This window comes from Streptomyces sp. TRM68416, from assembly GCF_014596915.1.
In the GTDB taxonomy this organism is placed as follows: Bacteria; Actinomycetota; Actinomycetes; order Streptomycetales; family Streptomycetaceae; genus Streptomyces.
Genome location: NZ_JACVWU010000012.1, coordinates 1 through 21,616, shown reverse-complemented (window position 1 = coordinate 21,616; position 21,616 = coordinate 1). Strand labels below are relative to the sequence as shown.

19 protein-coding genes, 1 tRNA gene and 1 pseudogene are annotated in these 21,616 nt (G+C 72.7%); 9 read left to right on the top strand and 12 right to left on the bottom strand.

What is annotated here, in order from left to right; translation table 11 throughout:
- Window position 1: 1 nt before the first annotated feature.
- The 5 genes from ICC28_RS19960 to ICC28_RS19940 form a co-directional block, all read right to left on the bottom strand.
- Entirely contained in the window at window positions 2-1,939 is a 1,938-nt protein-coding gene (locus ICC28_RS19960) for a copper resistance CopC/CopD family protein (RefSeq protein WP_188289994.1), read from the bottom strand.
- Between the two features lie 13 nt (window positions 1,940-1,952).
- Window positions 1,953-2,426 (bottom strand): copper chaperone PCu(A)C, encoded by a 474-nt coding sequence (locus ICC28_RS19955; RefSeq protein ID WP_188289993.1) that lies wholly within the window; start codon window positions 2,424-2,426, stop codon window positions 1,953-1,955.
- Window positions 2,423-3,070: an SCO family protein gene (locus ICC28_RS19950; protein ID WP_188289992.1), complete on the bottom strand. Its 648-nt coding sequence runs from the start codon at window positions 3,068-3,070 to the stop codon at window positions 2,423-2,425. The genes ICC28_RS19955 and ICC28_RS19950 overlap by 4 nt, the downstream gene beginning before the upstream one ends.
- A gap of 74 nt (window positions 3,071-3,144) precedes the next feature.
- Window positions 3,145-3,879: a YcnI family protein gene (locus ICC28_RS19945; protein WP_188289991.1), complete on the bottom strand. Its 735-nt coding sequence runs from the start codon at window positions 3,877-3,879 to the stop codon at window positions 3,145-3,147.
- 155 nt (window positions 3,880-4,034) lie between these two features.
- Entirely contained in the window at window positions 4,035-4,829 is a 795-nt protein-coding gene (locus ICC28_RS19940) for a hypothetical protein (RefSeq protein ID WP_188289990.1), read from the bottom strand.
- A gap of 241 nt (window positions 4,830-5,070) precedes the next feature.
- Here ICC28_RS19940 and ICC28_RS19935 point away from each other — a divergent pair, with 241 nt between their 5' ends.
- The 3 genes and pseudogenes from ICC28_RS19935 (at window position 5,071) to ICC28_RS19925 (ending at window position 7,403) form a co-directional block, all read left to right on the top strand.
- Entirely contained in the window at window positions 5,071-5,523 is a 453-nt protein-coding gene (locus ICC28_RS19935; RefSeq protein WP_188289989.1) for an ATP-binding protein, read from the top strand.
- A 92-nt stretch (window positions 5,524-5,615) separates the two neighbouring features.
- Window positions 5,616-6,578, top strand: a complete 963-nt coding sequence (locus ICC28_RS19930; RefSeq protein ID WP_188289988.1) for an intradiol ring-cleavage dioxygenase — start codon at window positions 5,616-5,618, stop codon at window positions 6,576-6,578.
- Window positions 6,575-7,403, top strand: a pseudogene (locus ICC28_RS19925) (triphosphoribosyl-dephospho-CoA synthase). The gene ICC28_RS19930 and the pseudogene ICC28_RS19925 overlap by 4 nt, the downstream one beginning before the upstream one ends.
- A 129-nt stretch (window positions 7,404-7,532) precedes the next feature.
- Here ICC28_RS19925 and ICC28_RS19920 read toward each other — a convergent pair.
- The 4 genes from ICC28_RS19920 to ICC28_RS19905 all read right to left on the bottom strand — a co-directional run bounded on the left by ICC28_RS19920 (window position 7,533) and on the right by ICC28_RS19905 (window position 13,420).
- The gene (locus ICC28_RS19920; protein ID WP_188289987.1) at window positions 7,533-8,780 is read right to left on the bottom strand and encodes an MFS transporter; all 1,248 of its coding nucleotides are present in this window, start codon (window positions 8,778-8,780) and stop codon (window positions 7,533-7,535) included.
- Window positions 8,781-8,851: 71 nt separating this feature from the next.
- A complete protein-coding gene (locus tag ICC28_RS19915; protein ID WP_188289986.1) occupies window positions 8,852-10,192 on the bottom strand; it encodes a PLP-dependent aminotransferase family protein in 1,341 nt (446 codons plus the stop codon).
- Between the two features lie 134 nt (window positions 10,193-10,326).
- Window positions 10,327-11,784, bottom strand: a complete 1,458-nt coding sequence (locus tag ICC28_RS19910) for an aminopeptidase P family protein (RefSeq protein ID WP_188289985.1) — start codon at window positions 11,782-11,784, stop codon at window positions 10,327-10,329.
- Window positions 11,785-11,872: 88 nt separating this feature from the next.
- Entirely contained in the window at window positions 11,873-13,420 is a 1,548-nt protein-coding gene (locus tag ICC28_RS19905) for a PP2C family protein-serine/threonine phosphatase (protein ID WP_188289984.1), read from the bottom strand.
- 504 nt (window positions 13,421-13,924) lie between these two features.
- Here ICC28_RS19905 and ICC28_RS19900 point away from each other — a divergent pair.
- Both ICC28_RS19900 and ICC28_RS19895 read left to right on the top strand, forming a co-directional pair.
- Window positions 13,925-14,590, top strand: coding sequence for a bifunctional DNA primase/polymerase (locus ICC28_RS19900; protein WP_188289983.1), 666 nt, complete (start codon window positions 13,925-13,927; stop codon window positions 14,588-14,590).
- Window positions 14,591-14,646: 56 nt separating this feature from the next.
- The gene (locus ICC28_RS19895) at window positions 14,647-15,186 is read left to right on the top strand and encodes a hypothetical protein (RefSeq protein ID WP_188289982.1); all 540 of its coding nucleotides are present in this window, start codon (window positions 14,647-14,649) and stop codon (window positions 15,184-15,186) included.
- Between the two features lie 242 nt (window positions 15,187-15,428).
- On the opposite strand, the gene ICC28_RS19890 is transcribed toward ICC28_RS19895, so the two are convergent.
- The 3 genes from ICC28_RS19890 to ICC28_RS19880 form a co-directional block, all read right to left on the bottom strand.
- Window positions 15,429-16,394, bottom strand: a complete 966-nt coding sequence (locus tag ICC28_RS19890; protein ID WP_188289981.1) for a DUF5926 family protein — start codon at window positions 16,392-16,394, stop codon at window positions 15,429-15,431.
- A 112-nt stretch (window positions 16,395-16,506) separates the two neighbouring features.
- Window positions 16,507-17,139 (bottom strand): ATP-binding protein, encoded by a 633-nt coding sequence (locus ICC28_RS19885; protein WP_188289980.1) that lies wholly within the window; start codon window positions 17,137-17,139, stop codon window positions 16,507-16,509.
- A 143-nt stretch (window positions 17,140-17,282) separates the two neighbouring features.
- Window positions 17,283-18,116, bottom strand: coding sequence for a glycerophosphodiester phosphodiesterase (locus ICC28_RS19880; protein WP_188289979.1), 834 nt, complete (start codon window positions 18,114-18,116; stop codon window positions 17,283-17,285).
- 256 nt (window positions 18,117-18,372) lie between these two features.
- Between ICC28_RS19880 and ICC28_RS19875 the strand changes: the two genes are divergently transcribed.
- The 4 genes from ICC28_RS19875 (at window position 18,373) to ICC28_RS19860 (ending at window position 21,615) form a co-directional block, all read left to right on the top strand.
- On the top strand, window positions 18,373-19,938 hold the full coding sequence (locus ICC28_RS19875; protein WP_188289978.1) for a S1C family serine protease: 1,566 nt from the start codon (window positions 18,373-18,375) through the stop codon (window positions 19,936-19,938).
- A gap of 64 nt (window positions 19,939-20,002) precedes the next feature.
- Window positions 20,003-20,089 (top strand) — tRNA-Ser (locus tag ICC28_RS19870).
- Between the two features lie 159 nt (window positions 20,090-20,248).
- The gene (locus tag ICC28_RS19865; RefSeq protein ID WP_317454047.1) at window positions 20,249-20,584 is read left to right on the top strand and encodes a PadR family transcriptional regulator; all 336 of its coding nucleotides are present in this window, start codon (window positions 20,249-20,251) and stop codon (window positions 20,582-20,584) included.
- Window positions 20,581-21,615, top strand: a complete 1,035-nt coding sequence (locus ICC28_RS19860; RefSeq protein ID WP_188289976.1) for a hypothetical protein — start codon at window positions 20,581-20,583, stop codon at window positions 21,613-21,615. The genes ICC28_RS19865 and ICC28_RS19860 overlap by 4 nt, the downstream gene beginning before the upstream one ends.
- Window position 21,616 lies beyond the last annotated feature (1 nt).

Genomic DNA, 21,616 nt, shown 5'->3' with positions numbered 1-21,616 from the left:
TTCAGCCGATCTGCGCGTTCTTGGAGACGGTGGCCTGGTCGACGTCGGAGGTCCGTACGGTCGCGGCGATCTTCCAGTCGCCCGCCATCGGGATCTGCACTCCGTTCGCCGACCAGTGTCCGGTGGTGATGTGGTCCGGGATCACGGGCAGCGGCCCGATGTCCTCGGACTCCAGGGTGAAGGCGAGCTTCACCTCGGGGACGTCGAAGGCGCGGCCGTTGGGCCGCTGGACGTAGACGTGGAGTTCGTTGCCGCCCACGCGCGCGGGGTCGAGTTCGATCCGCACGACGCCCTTGCCGTCCTCGCCGCCCGTGTCGAAGGCCATGTCCAGGGCCAGCGCCCCGCCGGGGGACACGGCCGCGGCGGAGCCGGCCGCCCGGGCGGCCTCCTGCTCCGTGCGCCCCGGCTCGGTCGAGGTCAGCGCGGTGGTGACGGCGAGCAGCACGACCGCGACACCGGCCTCGGCCAGCACCGAGCGGCGCAGTCCGAGGCGGTGCGGATCGGCGTCCCGCAGCCGCTTCTGCCGTGCCGTGTCCATCGCCGCCCGCTGCCGGGCGAGCTGGGCGGCCCGCGCGGGGTCGCCGGAGGAGGCGGCCGCGACCGTCTCCTCCGCCTTGGCCTTCTGCTTCGGAGGCGCGGCCGACGCAGACGCCTTCTGCTTCGGAGGCGCGGCCGACGCAGACGCCTTCTGCTTCGGTGATGCGGCCGACGCCGTCTCCGTCAGCTGTGCCGTCCACCGCCGCGAGATCCACGCGACGCCCACGAGCAGCACCACGAGCCCGATCTTGATGAGCAGCAGCTGCCCGTAGCGGGTGTCGGTCAGCGCCGACCAGGAGCCGAGCTGACGCCAGGACTGGTAGATGCCGGTCGCGACGAGCGCGAGCACGCTGCCGAAGGCGAGCCGCGAGAAGCGGTGCACGGCGGCGGAGTCCACCGGGGTCTCGGCCGACCGGTACAACGCGGTGAGCAGGGCGGTGAGCCCGCCGAGCCAGGCGGCCACGGCGAGCAGGTGGACGACGTCGACCGGCATCGCGATCCCGGCCTGCAGCCCGGTGGAGGCGTGCTCGGACATCGCCCAGCTGGCCGCGAGCCCGGCCGCCACGACCGTACCGCCGACCGCGAGCCCGAAGGCGAGGTCCCGCTTCTCCTCGTCCTCACGCTTGTCGTACGCGCCGAAGAGCACCGCGATGAACAGCGCCGCCGCGGCGAGCAGCAGCAGCCGGGAGACCAGGGCCGCGCCCGTCTTCGTCTGGAGCACGTCCCCGAGCAGGTTCAGGTCGAAGATGTCGCCGACCTTGCCGGAACCGGTGTAGGAGCCGCGCATGAGGAGCAGCGCGAGGGTGGCCGCGGTGAGCGCGAGCCAGCCGGAGACGACGAGCCGCTGCACGGCCCGCACCCCCGCCCCGCGCTGCCAGCAGGCGAGGACGAAGGCGGCGCCGCCGACCATGACGACGAAGCCCGCGTAACTGACGTAGCGGCCGAACCCGTAGAGCACGCCGACGGCCCCGCCGCCCGCGGTCTGGTCGGAGAGCGAGACGGAGGTCGCCGAGGGGGCGCCGACGGAGAAGGTGTAGGCGCCGGCGACGGGGTGGCTGTCGGCGGAGACGACCTGGTAGGAGACGGTGTAGGTGCCGTCCTTCAGCCCGGTGCGCAGCTTCACCACGTACGTGGTGCCGCCGACGCTGCCCGGGGCGCCGGTGTCGACGCGCTCGCCGTCCGGGTCGAGGACGCGCAGCGCGCCCTCGGAGATCGCGACCTCCTCGGAGAAGGTCAGCGAGACCCGGTCGGGCGCCTCGTCGACCACCGCCCCCTGCTGGGGGTCACTGCCGGACAGCACGGCGTGCGCGGAGACCGGCCCGGCACCGGCGAGGAGCAGCCCGGCGGCGGTCAGGAGCAGCAGCACCAGCATCCGCGCGCGGGAGGCGATGGTCGGGGTCAAGGGGGTCCCTCCCTCAGTGTCCGGACGCGGGCGTGTACGTCGGCGACTTCACCGGCATCTCGACCGTGACGGGGTCGGCGTCGGCGAAGTGCAGCACCACGGACACCGTGTCGCCCTCCTTGGGCCGGTGCTTCAGCTTCTCGAACATCAGGTGGTTGCCGCCGCTCTTGAGCACGAGCTCGCCGTCGGCGGGGATGTCCGCCTTCTCCATCTCCCGCATCGCGGAGTCGACGGTCTCGTGCAGGGTGACGTCAGCGGCGATGTCGCTGGTGACCGACGTCAGTTCGGCGTCCGTGCCGCTGTCGTTGGCGATGGTCAGGAAGCCCGCCGCCATGGAGTCGGAGACCGGCTGCGGCATGTAGGCGCCGGAGACGGAGATGCCGCCCCCCGCGGAACCCCCCTCGGCGCCCTCGCCGTCGGAGCCCGAGCAGCCGGTCAGGACCAGGGCCCCGGTCAGCAGGGCGGCGGACACGGTCGTACGCCTCACGGGTTCTCCCCCTTGACCAGCTTGGGCAGGTCCGCGGTGTAGTCGTCGACGGTGGCGTCCTCGCCGTAGAGCACGTAACCGCCGTCGGTCTTCGGGGAGAACGCGATGACCTGGGTGCCGTGCGCGGAGACGACCTTGCCCTTCTCCTTCTTCGGCGGGTCGATGCTGATGCCGAGGGTGCGGGCGCCGGCCTGGATGGTGTCGAAGTCGCCGGTCAGGCCGATGACCTGGGGGTCGATGCCCTTGAGCCACTTGCCGAGGGCGGCCGGGGTGTCCCGCTCGGGGTCGGTGGTGACGAACACGACGCGCAGCGCGTCCTGCTCGGCCTTGGGCAGCTGCTTCTTGGCGATGGCGATGTTGTTCATCGTCAGCGGGCAGACGTCGGGGCAGTTGGTGTAGCCGAAGTAGACCAGCGTGGGCTTGCCCGCGGTCTCCTTGCGGAGGTCGTAGCTCTTGCCCCGGGTGTCGGTGAGGACCAGGTCCGGCTTCTCGAACGGCTTGTCGAGGACGGTCGCGGCCTTCTCGGAGCCGGCCTCCTCGGAGACCACGGTGACGGGCGAGGAGCCGTCGTCGCTGCCGCAGGCGGTCAGGGTCAGGGTGGCGGCGGCGAGCAGGGCGGCGGCCGCGAACTTCTTGGTGCGCATAGAGGTATGTCCCAGAGGTGAGGGCTCCGGCGCGCGCCGAGGCGTACGGCCCCGGCGCGCGCGGAGGTACGGACTCAGGCGTTCGTACGCCGACGGCCGGCGAGGACGCCGTACGCCACGCCCACGGCGCCCACGACGATGCCCACGACGCCCAGGACGCGGGCGGTGGTGTCGCTGCTGTCGGCGTCGGCGGTGGTGGTCGTGGCGGCCGGGGTGGCGTCGTCGGCGGGCTTCTCGCTCGCCTCCGAGCCGTGCCCGTGGCCGTCTCCCGAGGCCGCGGACAGGGTCAGCACCGGAGCGGGGTTCTCCGGCTCCTCCTGGCCCTCCTGCTGGACCTCGATCCAGCGGGCGACCTCGTCGTCGGAGTAGGTCTGGACGGCCTTGAAGACCAGTTCGTCGGTGTCCTCGGGCAGCTGCCCCATGGAGACCGGGAACTTCTGGAAGAAGCCGGGCTCGATGCCCTTGCCGGTCGCGGTCCAGGTGATCTTGCTGATCGCCTCGTTGATCTTCTGGCCGTGCAGTTCGAGCGGCTTGTCCAGCTTGGCCTTGGTGATCTTCGCGGTCCAGCCGGGGACCGGCTCCGGCCGCGCGGAGGCCAGCGGGTGGTCGGTCGGGAAGGTGACCTCCAGCTTGACCGTCGAGGCCGTGTCGCTCTCGTTCGGGACGCGGAAGTCGACGACCGCGTAACCGCCCTTGGCGGCCTCGCCCTCGGGCTGCACGGTCACGTGCGCGAAGGCGGGGACGGACAGGGCGAGTACGGCCGTACCGGCGAGGGCACCGGCGGCGGCGATACGGGAAGAGGCCTTCATTCGGGAGCACTCCACAGTGAGTGAGTTCGGATGTATCGGATGTGTCCGAGAGGGAAGAGGGAGGCGCGTGGCGCGAGGTGCACACGCGCGTGCCGCACGACGGCGGCCCTCGACCCGGATCTCCGAAGGGATCTCCCAGCCGTGGTCGCGTCGCGTCAGGCGGCGAGTACGAGGGGGGCGGCGGCGGGCGGACCGCGCCGGATCACCGTGTGCTGGAGCGCGACCGTGCGCGGACGCGCGGGCGCGAGCAGCGGCGTGCGCGCCGGGCGCGGACCCGTCTCGGGCGCCCCCGGCAGCCCCGCACGCAGGGCGCGCACCAGCGCGAGCGCCCCGCGCAGGGACCGTACGAGCGCCCCCTCGGCGACGGAGTGCGCCGACAGTTCCACGAGCCGCCGTACGGCCAGGTCCCCGCGGCGCAGCAGCCAGCCCGCGGCGACGGCCGCGAGGAGGTGGGCGAGGAGCATCGGCAGGGACGGCAGCAGGGAGGCGGAGCCGGTGACGGTGTCCGCGGGGGTGTGCGACGTGTGGCCGTCCGGGGCGAGCCGCGCCTCGATGAGGATCTTCTGGGCCTGGGCCGGGCTGATCGCCGCCGCGGTGGTCCCGCAGACGATCCGGGCGGCCCGCGCGACGAGTGTGGCGTCGGCGGCGGACGCGGCCGAGGTGGCGGCCACCCCGTGCTGGCCCAGGCCGAACAGCGTGTGCAGCGCGGTCTGCCCGACCGCGAGCAGCGCCGCGATACCGGCCAGGGACCGCTCGCGCCCGGTGAACGGCACGGCGACCACGACGACCCCGAGGAAACCCGCGCCGAGTGTCCACAGCGGAACGGTGGCGCAGGAGCCGAGCGCGTGCCCGGCCCCGGCCAGCACGACGCAGACCGCGGCGAACACCGCGGCCCGCAGAAGCCGCGCGCCGTTTCGGGCGCGCGTCGTGCGTGGGTGGGGGGCAGTCATGGCGGGCTCATCATCGCACTGGCCCGGCGGCCGCCCCACGGCAGGTCCGCAAGATTCCCTACGGTCGGAAGATCACCCAGGTCCCACAGGTCCCCCTCTGGCACCACCTGCCCCCACATACACCGTTCCCGGAGCCGGACGCATCGCCCATATGGGCGGCATCACGTCAACGATGTGCTTACGCCCCCGCACGGGCGGCAATAGGTAACGGTATGTCGAGCCGCGGCCGGGAGGCTGGAGCATGAGCATCTGGTGGTCACTCCATCTGAGGCGCGAGGCTGCCAGCGTTCCCCTCGCCCGGCGGCTCCTGCTCGGCACCATGGAGAGCGCGGGCGTGGACCCGGACATCTCCTACGACCTCTCCATCGCCCTCAGCGAGGCGTGCGCGAACGCCGTGGAGCACGGCGGGGACCGGGAGCTCGACGGCGTCTCGCAGGCCTACCGCGTCACCGCCTATCTGGACGGCGAGACCTGCCGCATCGAGGTCACCGACTCCGGCCCCGGCTTCGGCGGCGCGGGCCGCGACACCCGCCCGGTGTCCACGGAGGCCGAGAACGGCCGGGGGCTCTACCTCATCCAGGAACTCGCGGACCACGTCCACATCGGCAACAAGCCGGGGCGCGGCGGCGCGGTGGTGAGCTTCGACAAGATCCTGAAGTGGCGCAAGGGCGCCTCGCCTCTGATGGCGGTGTAGCCGCCGGTTGTGGCGGGTCCGGCCGCGGACTCTCAGTGCGCGCACAGGCTTCGCCAACGTCCTTGACGGGTGGCGTTCCTACGTTCGTGTCCATGACGGGAAACCACAAGGACACCTCGATGACCCGGCGCCGCGCCCTCGCGGTGACCGGCGGAACGGTGGCGGCGGGCGGCCTGGCCTTCGCGGGCTACCGGGCGGCGTTCGCGGACGGGACCACGGCGGCGGAGTCCACGGCGACGGCGGAGTCCACGGCGGAGGCCACCACGACCAGCTCCGGCAGCACCTGCATGACGCTGATGACGAGCGTCACCGAGGGCCCGTACTACCTCGACGGCGCCCTGGTCCGGAAGAACATCACCGAGGGCAAGAGCGGCGTCCCGCTGACCCTGCGCCTGACCGTCGTCGACGCCACCGACGGCTGCACCCCGGTTCCCGGGGCGGCCGTGGAGATCTGGCACTGCGACGCGTGGGGCTACTACTCCGGCTACACGACGGCCAACCCCGGCGGCTCGGCCCCGGCGGAGAGCGAGGACGGCTCAACCGCCGACGACAACACGTACCTGCGCGGCTACCAGATCGCCAACGCCAAGGGGGTCGTCAGGTTCGAGACGATCTTCCCCGGCTGGTACACCCCGCGCACCTGCCACATCCACGTGAAGGTGCACACCGGCGGTGAGAAGGAGGACGGCACCTACGAGGGCGGCAAGGTCAACTACACCGGCCAGTTCTTCTTCGACGACGAGATCGCCCAGGAGATCTTCACGCTGGAGCCCTACGCCCAGCACTCCGGCAGCTACACCACCCTCGACAACGACATGGTCTACGACGGTGGCGGCGCCGCCAGCGGCCTGCTGACCCTGAAGCCGGTCAGGAAGGCCGACCCGGCCCGGGGCTACAAGGGCTTCCTGACCCTCGGCATCGACCCCGACGCGGAGAACACGGGCGCGGGCGGCGGAGGCGAGGGCGGCGGTGGTGGCGAGGGCGGCGGTGGTGGCGAGGGCGGCGGTGGTGGTGAGGGCGGTGCCCCGCCGAGCGACGCGCCGCCGGCCTCGTGACGCACGGCCGCGCGGACGAGGCGCTGGCGCAGGCCGCCGTCTCGGCACTGACGGCGCAGTTGGCGCTCGCACCCAAGCCGGGGCTGCCGGACCCCCGGGACCTGACAGCCCGGGACCACGGCAGCCTGCGCTGGTCGGCGAAGGCGCTCGCGCCGGGGCTCACGGCGATGGCGGCCGCCGCCCGCCGGACCGGTGAGCCCACGCCCACCCTGCGGGCGGAGCTGGGCGCGATCGGCAGGGGCACCGAGCACTCGGCGGGCCTCGCGGGCGGTGGCCACCGCGGTGCCCTGTGGGTGCTCGGCCTGCTGGTCGCCGCGGCCGCGCTCACGCCGGGCCGCGGCGCGCGGGACGTCACCGCCACCGCCAAGCGCATCGCCGCGCATGCCGACCGGCGGGCGCCGCGCAGACCCTCCCGGGGTTCCTCGGTTTCCGCGAAGTACGGCGCCGCCGGGGCGCGGGGGGGAGGCGCGGGCCGGATTCCCCCACGTACGGCGGGCCCTGGACGCCCTCACCGCGGCCCGCTCCCGCGGCGCCACGGAATCCCAGGCCCGCCTGGACGCCCTCCTCACGGTGATCTCCACCCTCCAGGACACGGAACTGCTGTACACGGCGGGGCCCGTGGGCCTCCGCCACGTCCAGGCAGGCGCACGAGCGGTCCTTCAAGCGGGCGGTACGGCGACAAGGGCCGGCGCGACCGCCCTGACCGAACTGGACACCGACCTCCACGCACGCGCGTGGAGCCCCCGGGGCAGCGCGGGACTCCTTGCGGGGGCGTTGTTCCTGGACGCCGCGCCGGTAGTCGCGAGGGCTGAGCGGCCCGCGTAGCCGCGGGCAGTCGTGCCGCTGGGGCGGCACCCCGCTGGCGCGGGTGAGCGCACCCATCCCACGGTCACCAACCCCACGGTCGCCCACCCACAGTCACCCACCCCACAGTCACCCACCCCACGGTCACCCTCACCTCGCGCACGCCACCCCGTTCGCCCCGCGCCCGCTCGCTCGCCGCGCCGCGGCCCGCGTGGCCGGACCCATCGCGTACGACGCCGCCACCGTCGCCGCCCCCAGGACCAGCCACCCGACCGGCCCCCACCCCACCAGCAGCGTCGTCAGCACGAGGGGACCGGCGGTTCGGGCCACCGTGACGCCGGTTCCGAAGAACCCCTGGTACTCACCGACCCGTTCGGCCGGAGCGAGATCGAAGGACACCTGCCAGGACCCCGCGGACTGCCCCATCTCGGCGACGACGAGAAGCACCGACCCCACCACCAGCACACCCACCGCGACCCCCGCGGATCCCTGCGCCGAGAGGGCGAACACCGCGCACGCGCCCAGCATCACCCACCCCGACCTCCGCACCGCACGCACGGCCGTGGCCAGCCCGCGAACCCCCCGCGCCATCCGCACCTGGAAGGCCATCACCGCCCCGGTGTTGAGCACGAACAGCGCGGAGACCACCCAGGTGGGCGCCGCAGTCCGCTCGGCGATCCACAGCGGCAGACCCAGGCTCAGCAGCGGCATCCGCAGCAACAGCACCGTGTTGAGCGCGGCGACGACGACGTACGGACGGTCCCGCAGCACACCGAGCCCGGCCGCAGCCCCCTTCACCGGCCCCTTCACCACCCCGGACGGCGTCACCGCGGGCAGCCGCAGCAACACCCCCGCGCACAGCAGGAAGCTCACCGCGTCCAGCGCGAACACCCCGAGATACGCCGCCTTCGTCCCGGCGTGCAGCGCGAGCCCGCCCAGCCCCGCCCCCACCGCAAGACCGGCGTTGAGCGTCGACTGCAGATGGGCCAGCAGCCCGGTCCGCTCGCCCGCCGGCACCAGCCCCGCCAGCAGCGCCTGCCGGGCCGCCGCGAGCCCGGACTGCGCGGTGGCGTACACGACCGCCGCCGCCACGAACGGCCAGAAGCCGCGCACCACGAGGAAGGACGCGACCGCAAGCCCGGTGGCCAGCGCCAGCAGCACCGCCGTACCGCGCGGCCCCCGCCGGTCCGCGAGCCGCCCCAGCGGCACGCCCGCCAGCGAACCGACGCCCCACGCGAGGGTCAGCCCGAGCCCCACGCGCGCGGGGTCGAGACCGACGACGTGGGTGAAGTACAGCGCCGAGGTGACGTAGAAGGCGCCGTCACCGACGGAGTTGGCCAACTGGGCCAGGGCCAGAACGCGTTGCGGGCCCGCGGGAGGGACGAGCGAGTTCGTCATGGCTACGACCGTAGAAGCGAACTGGACTCCCAAACAGAACCACTGGCGGCCGAAATCCCTGGCCCAATTCCTCAGCCGTCGAGGACCTTCACCAGTACCTCCAACGCCTCCGGATAGAGCCGTTCCCGAGGCGTCCCGTACCCCACGACCAGCCCCTGCGGCCGCGCGCCGACCTCCCGTTCGTGCCAGTGGTCGCCCAGCCGCCCCACCGCGAGCCCCGCGGCCTCCGCCCGCGCCAGCACCGCCGGTTCGTCGTCGACCTCCACCAGCGCGTGCAGCCCGGCCGCGATCCCGCGTACCGCCCGGCGCGCCCCCAGCCGGTCCACGAGCCGGTCCCTGCGCCGCCGGTAGCGCAGCCGGCTCGCGCGCACATGACGGTCGTAGGCATGGCTGTCGATCAGCTCGGCGAGCGCCAACTGGCCGAGCGTCTCGGTGTGGTGGTCGCTGTGCAGCTTGGCGTCGGCGACCGCGTCGACCAGGTGCGGCGGCAGCACCATCCAGCCGAGCCGCAGCGCGGGCCCGAGCGTCTTGGAGGCGGTCCCCAGGTACGCCACCTGCCCGGGCGCCATCCCCTGCAGCGCTCCGACGGGCTGCCGGTCGTAGCGGAACTCCCCGTCGTAGTCGTCCTCGACGATCAGCCCCTCACGCGCGCGTGCCCAGTCGGTGAGCGCCCGCCGCCGCTCCGGGCGGAGCGTGACCCCCGTCGGGTACTGGTGGGCGGGCGTGACGACCACGGCGGCCGGATCCCCGAGCTCCCCGACGCAGGCGCCGTGCTCGTCGACCCGTACCGGCACCACCCTCCCGCCGTTGCGCCGCACCACCTCCCGGTGGAAGGGCAGCCCGGGGTCCTCCATGGCCACCTCGGCGCCCTCCAGGACGCGGGTGAGGAGCGCGAGCCCCTGCACATACCCGGAGGTGACCACGATCCGCTCCGGCGGCGCGATCACCCCGCGCGCCCGCCCCAGATACCCCGACAGCGCCGTCCGCAGCTCGATCCGGCCCCGGGGGTCGCCGTAGTCGTACGCCAATGAAGGCGCCGCGGCGACGGCCCGGCGCAGCGCCCGCAGCCAGGCCGCGGCCGGAAACGCCCCGACGTCCGGACTGCCCGGCCGCAGGTCGAACAGCGGCTCACGCGCGCGTGCGGCGGCCTCCGGCGGCTCCGCGGCGGAGGGAGGCAGCGCCGCCACCCGAGTCCCCGACCCCTGCCGCGCGGTCAGATATCCCTCGGCGACGAGCTGGTCGTAGGCGGCCTTCACGGTGTTCCGCGACACCCCCAGCTCCTCCGCGAGCCGCCGCGTGGCGGGCAACCGCTCCCCGGGTGCCAGCCGCCCGTCCCGAACGGCATCCCGCAGCGCACGCTCAAGCCCGGCCCGCCGCCCGTCAGCGGCGATCAGCTCGACATGCAGGTCCACACCAACCCCCTAAAAGGGGCGCGGGGCTGTATCGCCACGCGGCTCCGCCGCGTGGGCGCGAGCAACCCCCGACACCCGCAGACCGCAACGATGGCCGGACACCCCACCGGTGCCCGGCCATCATCCAGAAAGGATCAGCCCTTCAGAGAGGCCATCCAGGCCTCGACCTCGTCCGACCGCCGCGGAAGCCCCGCCGACAGATTCCGGTTCCCGTCCGCCGTCACCAGGATGTCGTCCTCGATCCGCACACCGATTCCCCGGTACTCCTCCGGCACGGTCAGATCATCGGCCTGGAAGTACAGCCCCGGCTCGACGGTGAGGCACATCCCCGGCTCCAGCGTGCCGTCGACGTACGACTCCACGCGCGCGGCAGCGCAGTCGTGCACGTCCATGCCGAGCATGTGCCCGGTCCCGTGCAGCGTCCACCGCCGCTGGAGGCCCAGCTCCAGCACCCGTTCCACGGGCCCCTCGACCAGCCCCCACTCCACGAGCTTCTCGGTGAGCACCCGCTGGGCCGCGTCATGGAAGTCCCGGTACTTCGCGCCCGGCTTCACGGCCGCGATCCCGGCCTCCTGGGCCTCGTACACGGCGTCGTAGATCTTCTTCTGGATCTCGGTGTACCGGCCGCTGATCGGCAGCGTGCGCGTGACGTCGGCGGTGTAGTACGTGTGCGTCTCGACGCCCGCGTCCAGCAGGAGCAGGTCACCGGAGCGCACGGGCCCGTCGTTGCGCACCCAGTGCAGCGTGCACGCGTGCGGGCCGGCGGCGCAGATCGAGCCGTAGCCGACGTCGTTGCCCTCCACGCGCGCGCGGAGGAAGAACGTGCCCTCGATGTACCGCTCGGAGGTGGCCTCGGCCTTGTCGAGGACCTTCACCACGTCCTCGAAACCGCGGACCGTGGAGTCGACGGCCTTCTGCAGCTCGCCGATCTCGAAGTCGTCCTTGACCAGCCGGGCCTCGGAGAGGAAGACCCGCAGCTCCTCGTCCCGCTCGGCGGTGACCTTGTCGGTCAGCGCCGCCTCGATGCCGGCGTCGTAGCCGCGCACGACCCGCACCGGCCCGGTGGCCTCGCGCAGCTTGTCGGCGAGCTCGCGCACGTCGGAGGCGGGGATGCCGTAGAGCTTGCCGGCCTCGGTGAGGGAGTGGCGGCGGCCGACCCACAGCTCGCCCTGGCCGGAGAGCCAGAACTCGCCGTTCTCCCGGTCGGAACGCGGCAGCAGGTAGATCGTCGCCGCGTGCCCGTCGCCCTGGGGCTCCAGCACGAGCACGCCGTCCTCGGTCTGGTTGCCCGTGAGGTAGGCGTACTCCACGGAGGCCCGGAAGGGGTACTCGGTGTCGTTCGAGCGGGTCTTCAGGTTGCCCGCGGGGATCACCAGCCGCTCGCCCGGGAAACGCGCGGAGAGCGCCGCACGGCGGGCCGCGGTCTCGGCGACCTGGGCGATCGGCTCCAGGTCGTGCAGCTCCGTGTCGGCCCAGCCGGACTTCATGTTCTCGGCCAGCTCGTCGGAGACGCCCGGGTAGAGGCCGTTCTTGCGCTGCTTGATCGGCTCGTCAGACTCTTCCGGGGTCTCCGGGGTGAGCTCCTCCGACACGGTCATCCTCCTTGATACGGCACTGGACCCTCTCCATCGTACGTTCGTGGTGAAGGGGGCCCAGGGCCGGAGGACCCGTTACCGGGAGCTACTCGAAGCGTGCGGCGAGCAGGACGACGTCCTCCTCGGAGTCGGCCGCGTCCAGCCCGTCCGGGAGCACCGCCCGCAGGACGTGGTCGGCGATGGCCCCGGGGTCGTCGCGGATCGCCCTGGGGACGGAGGCCGCCGCGGTGTGCAGCCGGGCGAAGGCGCGGTCGGTGGCGTCGCCGGTGCGGTGCAGCAGCCCGTCCGTGTACAGCAGAACCGTCTCTCCCGCCTCCGCCCGGAACTCCACGCTCGGCGCCTCCCAGCAGGCGAGCATGCCGAGCGGGGCGGAGACGGAGGTCTCCACGAACTCCGTGCGCCGCTCGCCGATCAGCAGCGGCGGGCAGTGTCCGGCCCCGGCGAGCGTGATCTTGCGCAGGGCGGGCTCGCAGTAGGCGAACAGGGCGGTCGCCGAGCGCGCGGGCTCGGTCAGCCGCAGCAGCAGCTCCAGGTCGGACAGGACCGCCACCGGGTCCTCGCCCTCCATCACCGCGTACGCGCGCAGGGACGCCCGCAGCCGTCCCATCGCGGCGACGGCGCTCGGCCCGGAGCCGGTCACCGCGCCCACCGCGAGACCCAGGGCCGCGTCCGGCAGCGGCAGCGCGTCGTACCAGTCACCGCCCCCGCGCGGGCCGGTGCGGTGCCGGGCGGCGAGCTGGACGCCGGCCATGCGCGGGAGCCGGGACGGCAGCAGCTCCTCGGAGATGGTCCTCATGCACGCGCGCGTGCGCTCGACTTCGAGCAGCCGGGCCAGGTGCTCGGTGGCGTAGCGCGTGTACAGGCCGGCGAGGTGCCGCTGGCGCTCGGCCGGTTCGGCGGGCTCGTCGTACAGCCAGACGGCGGCGCCGAGCCGCCCCGCCGACTCCGTCGACAGGGGGAGCGCGTAGCTCGCGGCATAGCCGAGGCGGGCGGCCACTTCGCGGTGGCGCGGGTCGATGCCCTCTCCGGCGAACAGGTCGGGCTCGGTGATCCCGCCCTCCCCGTCCGCCCCGCCCGGCAGTCCGGCGGCCGTGTCGAGGAGCTTCCCGTACGGCAGGGAGCCGCGCGGCACGGTTTCGATGTGGCCGAGGTCGGCGCGGGCGAGGCCGAGACCGACGGTGGTGTCCGGGCCCCGTCCGTCGGCGGGTTCCAGGACGACGAGTCCGCGCCGGGCGCCCACGAGGGCGGCTCCGGCGCGCAGCAGTTCCTGGAGTGCGTCGGACAGTGCGTCCGTGCGTGCCAGACGTTCGGTGAGTTCATGGAGGGTCGTGAGATCGGAGACCCAGCCGGCGAGACGGTCCTGGAGCAGCAGGCCCGGGGCGTTCGGCGCGTGGGACGGGTTCGGTGCGGAGACCGATGGGGTACCCGAGGCGGCGGGCGCGGGCGCGACAGTGTGTGCGGGCGAGGGAACCGTTGAATCGATTCCGGCCACTTTCGAAGGGTGAGGGGCGTTCATGGCGTCCGGCTTTCCGACCGGTGCGTATTGCTCAAAAGCATCGCAAACCCCCATGTCATTCTGCGCCGCTAGCAGTGTCTCCACATGTACACGCACTCGTGAGGGGATGTCCAGCATTGTCCTGCCGGGATTCCTGGTGTCCGTGGGTAACCAGTGCACATCTCGCAGACCCCTTGCGGAAAGGCAAAATTGGCTTAAAACTGCCTCGGGGAAGGCCCTGTTGCGGTCGACTGGGTTTGCTCCACAGAGCGTCACAGCGGTCGTGATGGGTACGTACTCGGAGAAGGCCAGGGGTGGTTGACAGCCACCCGGAACCTGGCGGCGGACCCGGGCGTCTTAGCCACCGACGATCGTGCCCCATCCTCCCGTGGCGGAGGCGAAGAGAAATACGCGGGACGGCAAAACGCCAGACTTCGCCACCCCACGCCACGCCCGTGCTTCAGATAGACACAGCAAGGGCGAGGCCGCCACGGACGCAAGCCCATGCTCGGCCCATAGGGGTTCCCCTTGCCCACGGCAGGGGTGTGATGCGCCAACAGGTACGCACAGTGAAGTGATCGACACATGGTGTGATGTGGTCCACGGTGTTGCCAGCGGTGCAACGGAAAGGAACGAGCGCTCATGCGCGAGATCCTCGGAAGGCGACGCAGGCTCCTGTCCCAGCGCAGCGACGGGAGGCCTGAGTTGATCAGCGCGGCCCTGACCTTCGCGGCGGAATGGCAGTGGCCCGTACTCCCGGGTGTGGCGGCGGACCCGCAGGGTCGGGGACGCTGCGGCTGCCCGGACCCCGAGTGCACGGTGCCCGGTGCCCACCCCTTCGACCCCGGCCTCCTCGCGGCCACCACCGACGAACGCATGGTGCGTTGGTGGTGGGCCAACCGGCCCACCGCCCCGATCATTCTCGCCACCGGCGGCAAGGCGCCCTGCGCGGTCAGCCTCCCCGCCCTGCCGGCCGCCCAGGCGCTCGCCGCGCTCGACCGCATGGGCATGCGGCTCGGCCCGGTCGTCGCCTCGCCCACCCGCTGGGCGCTGCTCGTCAAGCCGTACTCCATGGAGCAGTTGGGCGAACTGCTGTACGCCAAGGACTTCGTCCCGGGTTCCCTGCGCTTCCACGGCGAGGGCGGCTACCTCGCCCTGCCTCCGTCGGGGACCGGCCCCGGCGAGATCCGCTGGGAACGCGCACCGCTGCCCGGCTCGGCCTCCCCGTGGGTTCCGGACGTGGAGGCCGTGGTGGACGCCGTGGTCGAGGCCCTCACTCGTACGGGTGTGAGCGCGCCCGAGTTGTAGGGGTGTCGGGCGCGCGCCGGGCGGGGCGTGCGCCTTACCTCGTTATCTTCCGTTCCATGAACGTTCGTCTGCTCGCCCTGGGTGCCGTCGCGGTGTGCGCGGTGGCGCTGCCGCTGGCCGTGGCGTCCGCGGGGCCGACGGGCGAAGAGCGCCGTACGACCGCCCCCGCGGCCGTACGGCCGTCCGCTTCCGAGGACGCCAAGGGGCCCTCCGCCGAGTCCGTCACCCCGACGCTCGGCCTGGGCCTCGGGACCGCCGCGCGGTGCGGTCCCGAACTCACCTCCCCCGACGGCATCGAGGCGCAGACCTGTGTGCTGACGCAGGGCGAGGACACCTGGGCGCGCACCTACTACCGCAACACCGGCGGCGAGGCGCTGGACTCCGTACTGAGCCTCATGGGGCCGGGCGGACGCACGGTGCAGACGCGCTGTGCGGTGGGCGCCGAGGACGAGCCGGGCACCTGCGAGACGCCCCGCGAACGCACCCGGGGGAGCCTGGACGGCTACACGGCGGTCGCGGAGTTCGCGGCGCGCGCCGGGCAGGGGCCGCTGCTGTTGCGTTCCGGAAGCAACTCCGCCGAGCCTGCGGGCAGTTGACGCCCGGCGGCGTTCCGTACAGAACGGCGGGCATGAAAAAGACCCGGTTGCTGGCGACGGGGGATGCACCAGCAACCGGGCTACTGGAACGGTAACAAGAGATCGGCGGTTCGCAAATTCGATCTGGGCTTTCCGGTCACCGATTCCCGGGTTTCCACGGGGAGTTGTGACAGGAGTCACCAGTTCCACGGTCCTTTCGTCGGCTGACCGGTCGGTCAGCCGACGAAGGCGCCTCCCGCGGGTCAGCTGAGGGTGACCTGGCGGTTGGTCAGGCCGCCGCGCGCGCGGCGCTCGTCCGCGGTGAGCGGGGCGTCGGCCGCCAGGGCCGCGGCGAGCCGCTCGGCGAACTCGGCCGCCGGCTTCTCCACGTCCTCCGCGCCGACCCCGCTCGGCAGGTCCCAGACGGGGACGGTGAGGCCGTGAGCGCGGAAGGAGCCCACCAGACGGGTGCCCTCACCGAGGCCGGAGCGGCCCGCCGCGTGCAGTCGCGCCAGGGCGTCCAGAAGCTGCTCCTCGGGGTGGGGCATGACCCAGCGCAGGTGGTTCTTGTCCGGCGTCTCGCACCAGTACGCGGCGTCCACGCCGGTCAGACGTACGGTCGGGATGGCGGCCGCGTTGGCCCGCTCCAGGGAGGCGGTCACCTCCGGGGTGGCGTTCTCCGCGTCCGGAACCCAGAACTCGAAGCCCGCGTGCACAACTGGCTCGAACGTGCCTTCGGGGTCGAGCAGGTCCTGGAGGCGCGGCCCCTCGGCCGGGGCGCGGCGGCCCTGGACCGGCGTGCCGGGCGCGGCCTCCAGCGCGCGCCGGAGGGTGTCGGCGAGGTCGCGGCTGATGTCGCCCGAGGCGGTGTCGTTCTGCAGGCCCAGCAGGACCGAGCCGTCCTCGCGGCGCAGCGCGGGCCAGGCCATCGGCAGCACGGTCGCCAGCGTGACGGACGGGACGCCCTCGGGCAGGCCCTCCTTGAGCGTCAGCGCGACCGTGGCGGCGGGCACCAGCTCGCGCAGGGCCACCCAGTCGCACTCGCCGGGCAGCCCCTCGAACGGACGCTGCACCAGCTCGGTCACCGCCTCGGCGGCGGCCTTGCCGTGACAGGCCTTGTAGCGCCGGCCGCTCCCGCAGGGGCAGGGCTCGCGCGCCCCGACGACCGGAACCTCTCCGTCCGTCAGCTGCGGGCGCTTGGCCTTCGTCTGGGGTCGCTTCTTGGCCATGGTGGGTGTCTCCCGGAAACGGCTCGTCTCGTACGCCGGGAGCCTAGCCGTTCCGGCCATGGCCGAGGCGACCCTGTGGACAACGCGGGACGGGTCCTGCCCGGCCGACGGGTCAGTCCAGGTCGTCGAAGGCGTCCGCGAAGCCGGGGACGGCTGCGACCGACGGCGCCGCGACACGCGTAGCGAAGTCGTGGCGGCGGTGACCGGCGTCGGGGGCGTGGACGTCGTCGTGCACGACTACCCACACCGTGACCTCGCCGCGCGCGTCGTCCCGTACGCCCCAGTCGTCGGACAGGGCGCTGATGATGTTGAGCCCGCGGCCGCCGTGCGCGGTGACCGAGGGCGTGGCCGGAGCCGGGCGGGTGGGCCCGCCGCCGTCCGTGACCTCCACCGTGAGCCGCCCGCATCCGTCCACCCGCCACGCCGCCCGTACGGCACCGTCCCCGGCCAGGGCGTCGCCCAGGGGTCGGCCGTGTTTGCAGGCGTTGCTCAAGAGTTCGGAAAGGATGAGTACGGCATCGTCGATGACCGATTCCGCCACGCCGCCCATGCGCAACTGATCACGCATACGGTGTCTTGCCTGCCCCACGCCCGCAGGGCCATGGGGTACGGCCATGCTCGACGACGTGGGCACCTCCTGTGCCACCACCAACGCCACCCCCGAGACCTCCTTTGCCCCACGCCACGGTGTGGATGCCCCATTGGCCTGTACCGGAAACCGGCCAATCCATGTACGGCGACGCATTCACCACGATCGAATACGGAACGAACGCGCCGGAGCACTCCCTGTAGCCGGAAGATCGTCACAGGGTCGCCGTCCGGCTGCCGTATGGCTGGATTTCGATGGTGTGGCCGAGAGTGGAGGATGGGGCCGGTGGGGCCGTCGGGTCAAGAGGTCGTACTGAGCTGGTTGCGCACCGCGCGCGGGCGGTTGGTGATGATGGCGTCGACCCCGAGCTCCACACAGAGATCGACATCTCCGGGCTCGTTCACCGTCCACACGTGAATCTGGTGACCGGCCCGCTTCAAACGCTCCACATAGGCAGGGTGATTGCGCACGATCCGGATCGAGGGCCCCGCGATCCGGACGCCCGCGGGCAGCCGCCCGTCGCGCAGCCGTGGCGTGACGAACTGCATCAGGTAGACCGTCGGCAGCGTGGGCGAGGCGGCACGCACCCGGTGCAGCGAACGGGCCGAGAAGCTCATCACCCGCACGGTGGACTGCTCGGCGGAGGCCGGTGCGTCCAGGCCGAACCGCTTCAGCAGGACCAGCAGCCGCTCCTCGACCTGGCCCGCCCAGCGGGTGGGGTGCTTGGTCTCGATGGCCAGCTCCACCGGGCGCCCGGCGTCGGCCACGAGCTCCAGCAGCCGCTCCAGGGTGAGGACGGAGGTGTGCTCGGGGTCCTCGGGGCGGATCTCCCAGTCCGGCTCCTCGTCCCGGTTCCGCCAGGAGTCGCGGGCCTTCCAGGAGCCGAAGTCGAGCGCGGCGAGGTCGGCGAGCTCCAGGGCGGAGACGGCTCCGCGGCCGTTGGAGGTGCGGTTGACGCGGCGGTCGTGGACGCAGACGAGATGGCCGTCCGCGGTGAGGCGCACATCGCATTCGAGGGCGTCGGCGCCGTCCTCGATCGCCTTTCTGTACGCGGCCAGGGTGTGCTCGGGAGCCACTTCGGAGGCTCCGCGGTGGGCGACGACTTGGGGCCGGTGCTGCCGTACGTGGGTCACCGCGTCATGGTGCCACCGAGGCGGGGTAGTCGTGTCGGCGGAGGTGCAGGGATTGCGTCCCTTTTGCCTCGGATGACCTGTATAAGGAAAGGCCTCGGACCCACAGCCACCGCTTATGGTGCTCTGACGGCCCGTGGGAAAAGCTGACGGCATACAAAAAGACATGCACAGCTGAAGCGCACCGGACCGTCGACATCGGGAACGGGCGCGACCGAGTGCGACCGACAAAGACAGCCGTGGATCGAGGAGAGAAGCTGTGAGCACCGAGAACGAGGGCGCCGCGGTACCCCCGGCCCCGTCCGCACCTCCCGTGCCGGTGGATGCTCCCGCTGCTCCGGAGCCCCAGCAGCCCCCGGCGCCCGATGCGAGCGCACCCGCCACCCCGCCCCCGCCGGTGCCCCGGGACGCCCCCGCCGCCCCGGCGCCCGGCCAGGAACCGACGCACACCGCGCCCCAGCCGCCGCCTCCCCACCCGTACGCCTCCTCGGGAGCCCCGCACGCCCCCCAGGGCCCGGCCCCCGAGGGCCGGTCGGCCCCCGACGCGTCCTGGCCGCCGCCGGCCCCCGCCACCCCCACCTACGCCGACGGCGGCGCGGGCGCCGGCTGGGGCGCCGGATCCGGCTCGGGCTCAGGATCCGGCTCGGGCTCAGGCTCCGGCTCGGGCACCGTCTGGGGTGCCGCCTACCAGCCCGCACCGGCGCCCAAGTCCGGCCGCGGGCGCGGCGGGCTGCTCGCCGGGGTGCTGATCGCCGCGCTGCTCGCGGGCGGCCTGGGCGGCGGCCTCGGCTACACCCTGGCCAAGGACGACGCCACCTCCTCCACCACCGTCTCCGCCTCCGACACCGGCGGCGACGTCAAGCGCGAGGCGGGCACCGTCGCCGGCGTGGCCGCCAAGGCGCTGCCCAGCACCGTCACCATCGAGGCGGAGTCGAGCAGCGGCGAGGGCGGCACCGGCACCGGCTTCGTCTTCGACACCCAGGGGCACATCGTCACCAACAACCACGTGGTGGCCGAGGCGGTCGACGGCGGCAAGCTGTCGGCCACCTTCCCCGACGGCAAGAAGTACGAGGCCGAGATCGTCGGCAACGCACAGGGCTACGACGTCGCCGTCATCAAGCTCAAGAACGCCCCGAGCGACCTCAAGCCGCTGCCCCTCGGCAACTCCGACGACGTGGCGGTCGGCGACTCCACGATCGCGATCGGCGCCCCCTTCGGGCTGTCCAACACGGTCACTACCGGCATCATCAGCGCCAAGAACCGCCCGGTGGCCTCCAGCGACGGCCGCCGCTCCAACGCCTCGTACATGAGCGCCCTGCAGACGGACGCCTCCATCAACCCGGGCAACTCCGGAGGCCCCCTCCTCGATGCCAAGGGCAATGTCATCGGCATCAACTCCGCGATCCAGTCCACCGGCAACGGCCTGGGCGGCGCCGGCCAGGCCGGCTCCATCGGCCTCGGCTTCGCCATCCCGATCAACCAGGCCAAGTACGTCGCCCAGCAGCTGATCAAGACCGGCAAGCCCGTCTACGCCAAGATCGGCGCCTCGGTCTCCCTGGAGGACAGCGCCGACGGTGCCAAGATCACCGAGCAGGGCGCGAGCGGCACCGACGCCGTCGAGCCCGGCGGCCCCGCCGACAAGGCCGGCCTCAAGCCCGGCGACGTCATCACCAAGCTCGACGACCGGGTGATCGACTCCGGCCCCACCCTGATCGGCGAGATCTGGACCCACCAGCCCGGCGACAAGGTCGAGATCACCTACGAACGCGACGGCCGCTCCCAGACCGTGGAACTGACCCTGGGCTCCCGCGTCGGCGACAACTGACACCCACGCGCGCGCGACCACCCGTTAGTCTTGTCCCCGCGCCGCCGACCAGTCGGCGACGCGGGGTGGGTTGCCCGAGCGGCCTAAGGGAACGGTCTTGAAAACCGTCGTGGCAGCGATGTCACCGTGGGTTCAAATCCCACACCCACCGCAACTCCATGGATGTACAGGTCAGAAGGGGTGTCCCGGTTCCGGGGCACCCCTTCTGCGTGCGCTGGGGGCGCCCCTGGCAGGGCATGTCCGTCGGCTCGACTATTATGAATATGAGAATAGTCGGTGATTCGGAACGCCAGGGGGACGCTCAGTGGCCGTGAACACGTCGTGGACGCGAGCGGTGCTGCCCCTCTGCCTGCTCGGGGTGCTGGACGCGGAGGAGAGGAGCTACGGCTACGCACTCCTGGGCCGTCTCGGTGAGGCGGGCTTGGAGGGCGTGAAGCCCGCGACCCTCTATCCCGCCCTCGCGCGACTGGAGGAAGAGGGGGCGGTGGAGATCGAGTGGGGTGCAGGCGAGGGCGGTCCGGGGCGCAAGTACTACCGCATCACCGATGAGGGACGGGAACGGCTGCGGCGCGACCGCGCGGCCTGGCACACCCTCCACAGCACCGTCGCCTCGCTGCTCGGAGACCGCACAGGGGGAGAGTCATGACCACCACGCAGAAGCTCGACTGGCCGCGCGATGAGGACGAGCAGTGGGCGGCAGTCGTCGAACTGCGCCTCGCGCTCGACCAGCAGGCACCCGCCGACCTCGCGCAACGGATCCTGGCGGAGGCCCATGACGCCGTGACCGACACGGGCCGTACGGCATCCGATCTCTTCGGCGCTCCCGAGGCCTATGCGAGGGCCGCGGCCGAGGAACGGGTCGGTGAGGAGTACCGCGCGCGGATCGACGCCCGCGGCATGACGCCGGGCGAGCGTTTCACCGCGTCCCTTGCGACGCTCGGGGTCGTGGGGTTCGTGGTCGCCGTCACGCAGTGGCTGCGTGACGGGCTCTGGCAGCAGGCCAGTTGGTCGTCGGTCGCCGGATTCTCGGCGATCGTTCTCGCGGCCGTTCTGATGGCCGTCACGCTTTCGGCACACGCCGCCGGGCGGATCGTCGGCGCGCGGGGTTTCGCCGTCGGAGCGGTCCTCGCGATGGGCGCCGGAATCGCCGCTGCCGGAGCCCTGCCCGACGAACGGCTCTTCGAGTTCCCCGCCCCCGCACTGGCTGTGGCGGGTGGCGCCCTGATCGTCGCCGCCGTGGTGCTGCCCGACGCCGCCGTGGACCGCTGGTTCACGCCCGGGCTTGAGGGCAGTGACGAGCGCTGGCTGTCCCATGTGGAGGGCCTGCTGCGCGGGCGCCACGCCATGCCCGCCGCCGAAGCCCGCGCTCATGTGCAGGAGGCACGCCAGCATCTGGCTTCGTCCGGCGAGAGCGCCGAGCAGGCCTTCGGCCGCGCCGAGGTGTACGCCCTGCGCCTGGCCGAGGGGCCGCGCAGGGAGCAGCGGCTGGCCCGACGCAAGCTGTACGGCGTCACCGCCATGGCCCTTCTTCTCGCGGTGATCTTCGTCGACGAGCTGCGTGAACGGGAGCCGACGTCCATGTGGTTCTGGTTCTACGTGGGAGCGCTCGGCTACTGGATCTGGTACGCGGCCCGCCTGTGGCGGCGGGAGTCCTCGGCCGGCGGCGACAGGCCCTAGG

Excerpts from the sequence above, each read along its gene's own strand:
- ICC28_RS19950 (WP_188289992.1), bottom strand. The coding sequence starts at position 3,070 with ATGCGCACCAAGAAGTTCGCGGCCGCCGCCCTGCTCGCCGCCGCCACC.
- ICC28_RS19945 (WP_188289991.1), bottom strand. The coding sequence starts at position 3,879 with ATGAAGGCCTCTTCCCGTATCGCCGCCGCCGGTGCCCTCGCCGGTACG.
- ICC28_RS19940 (WP_188289990.1), bottom strand. The coding sequence starts at position 4,829 with ATGACTGCCCCCCACCCACGCACGACGCGCGCCCGAAACGGCGCGCGG.
- ICC28_RS19935 (WP_188289989.1), top strand. The coding sequence starts at position 5,071 with ATGAGCATCTGGTGGTCACTCCATCTGAGGCGCGAGGCTGCCAGCGTT.
- ICC28_RS19930 (WP_188289988.1), top strand. The coding sequence starts at position 5,616 with ATGACGGGAAACCACAAGGACACCTCGATGACCCGGCGCCGCGCCCTC.
- ICC28_RS19920 (WP_188289987.1), bottom strand. The coding sequence starts at position 8,780 with ATGACGAACTCGCTCGTCCCTCCCGCGGGCCCGCAACGCGTTCTGGCC.
- ICC28_RS19905 (WP_188289984.1), bottom strand. The coding sequence starts at position 13,420 with ATGCTGGACATCCCCTCACGAGTGCGTGTACATGTGGAGACACTGCTA.
- ICC28_RS19900 (WP_188289983.1), top strand. The coding sequence starts at position 13,925 with ATGCGCGAGATCCTCGGAAGGCGACGCAGGCTCCTGTCCCAGCGCAGC.
- ICC28_RS19895 (WP_188289982.1), top strand. The coding sequence starts at position 14,647 with ATGAACGTTCGTCTGCTCGCCCTGGGTGCCGTCGCGGTGTGCGCGGTG.
- ICC28_RS19890 (WP_188289981.1), bottom strand. The coding sequence starts at position 16,394 with ATGGCCAAGAAGCGACCCCAGACGAAGGCCAAGCGCCCGCAGCTGACG.
- ICC28_RS19885 (WP_188289980.1), bottom strand. The coding sequence starts at position 17,139 with ATGCGTCGCCGTACATGGATTGGCCGGTTTCCGGTACAGGCCAATGGG.
- ICC28_RS19860 (WP_188289976.1), top strand. The coding sequence starts at position 20,581 with ATGACCACCACGCAGAAGCTCGACTGGCCGCGCGATGAGGACGAGCAG.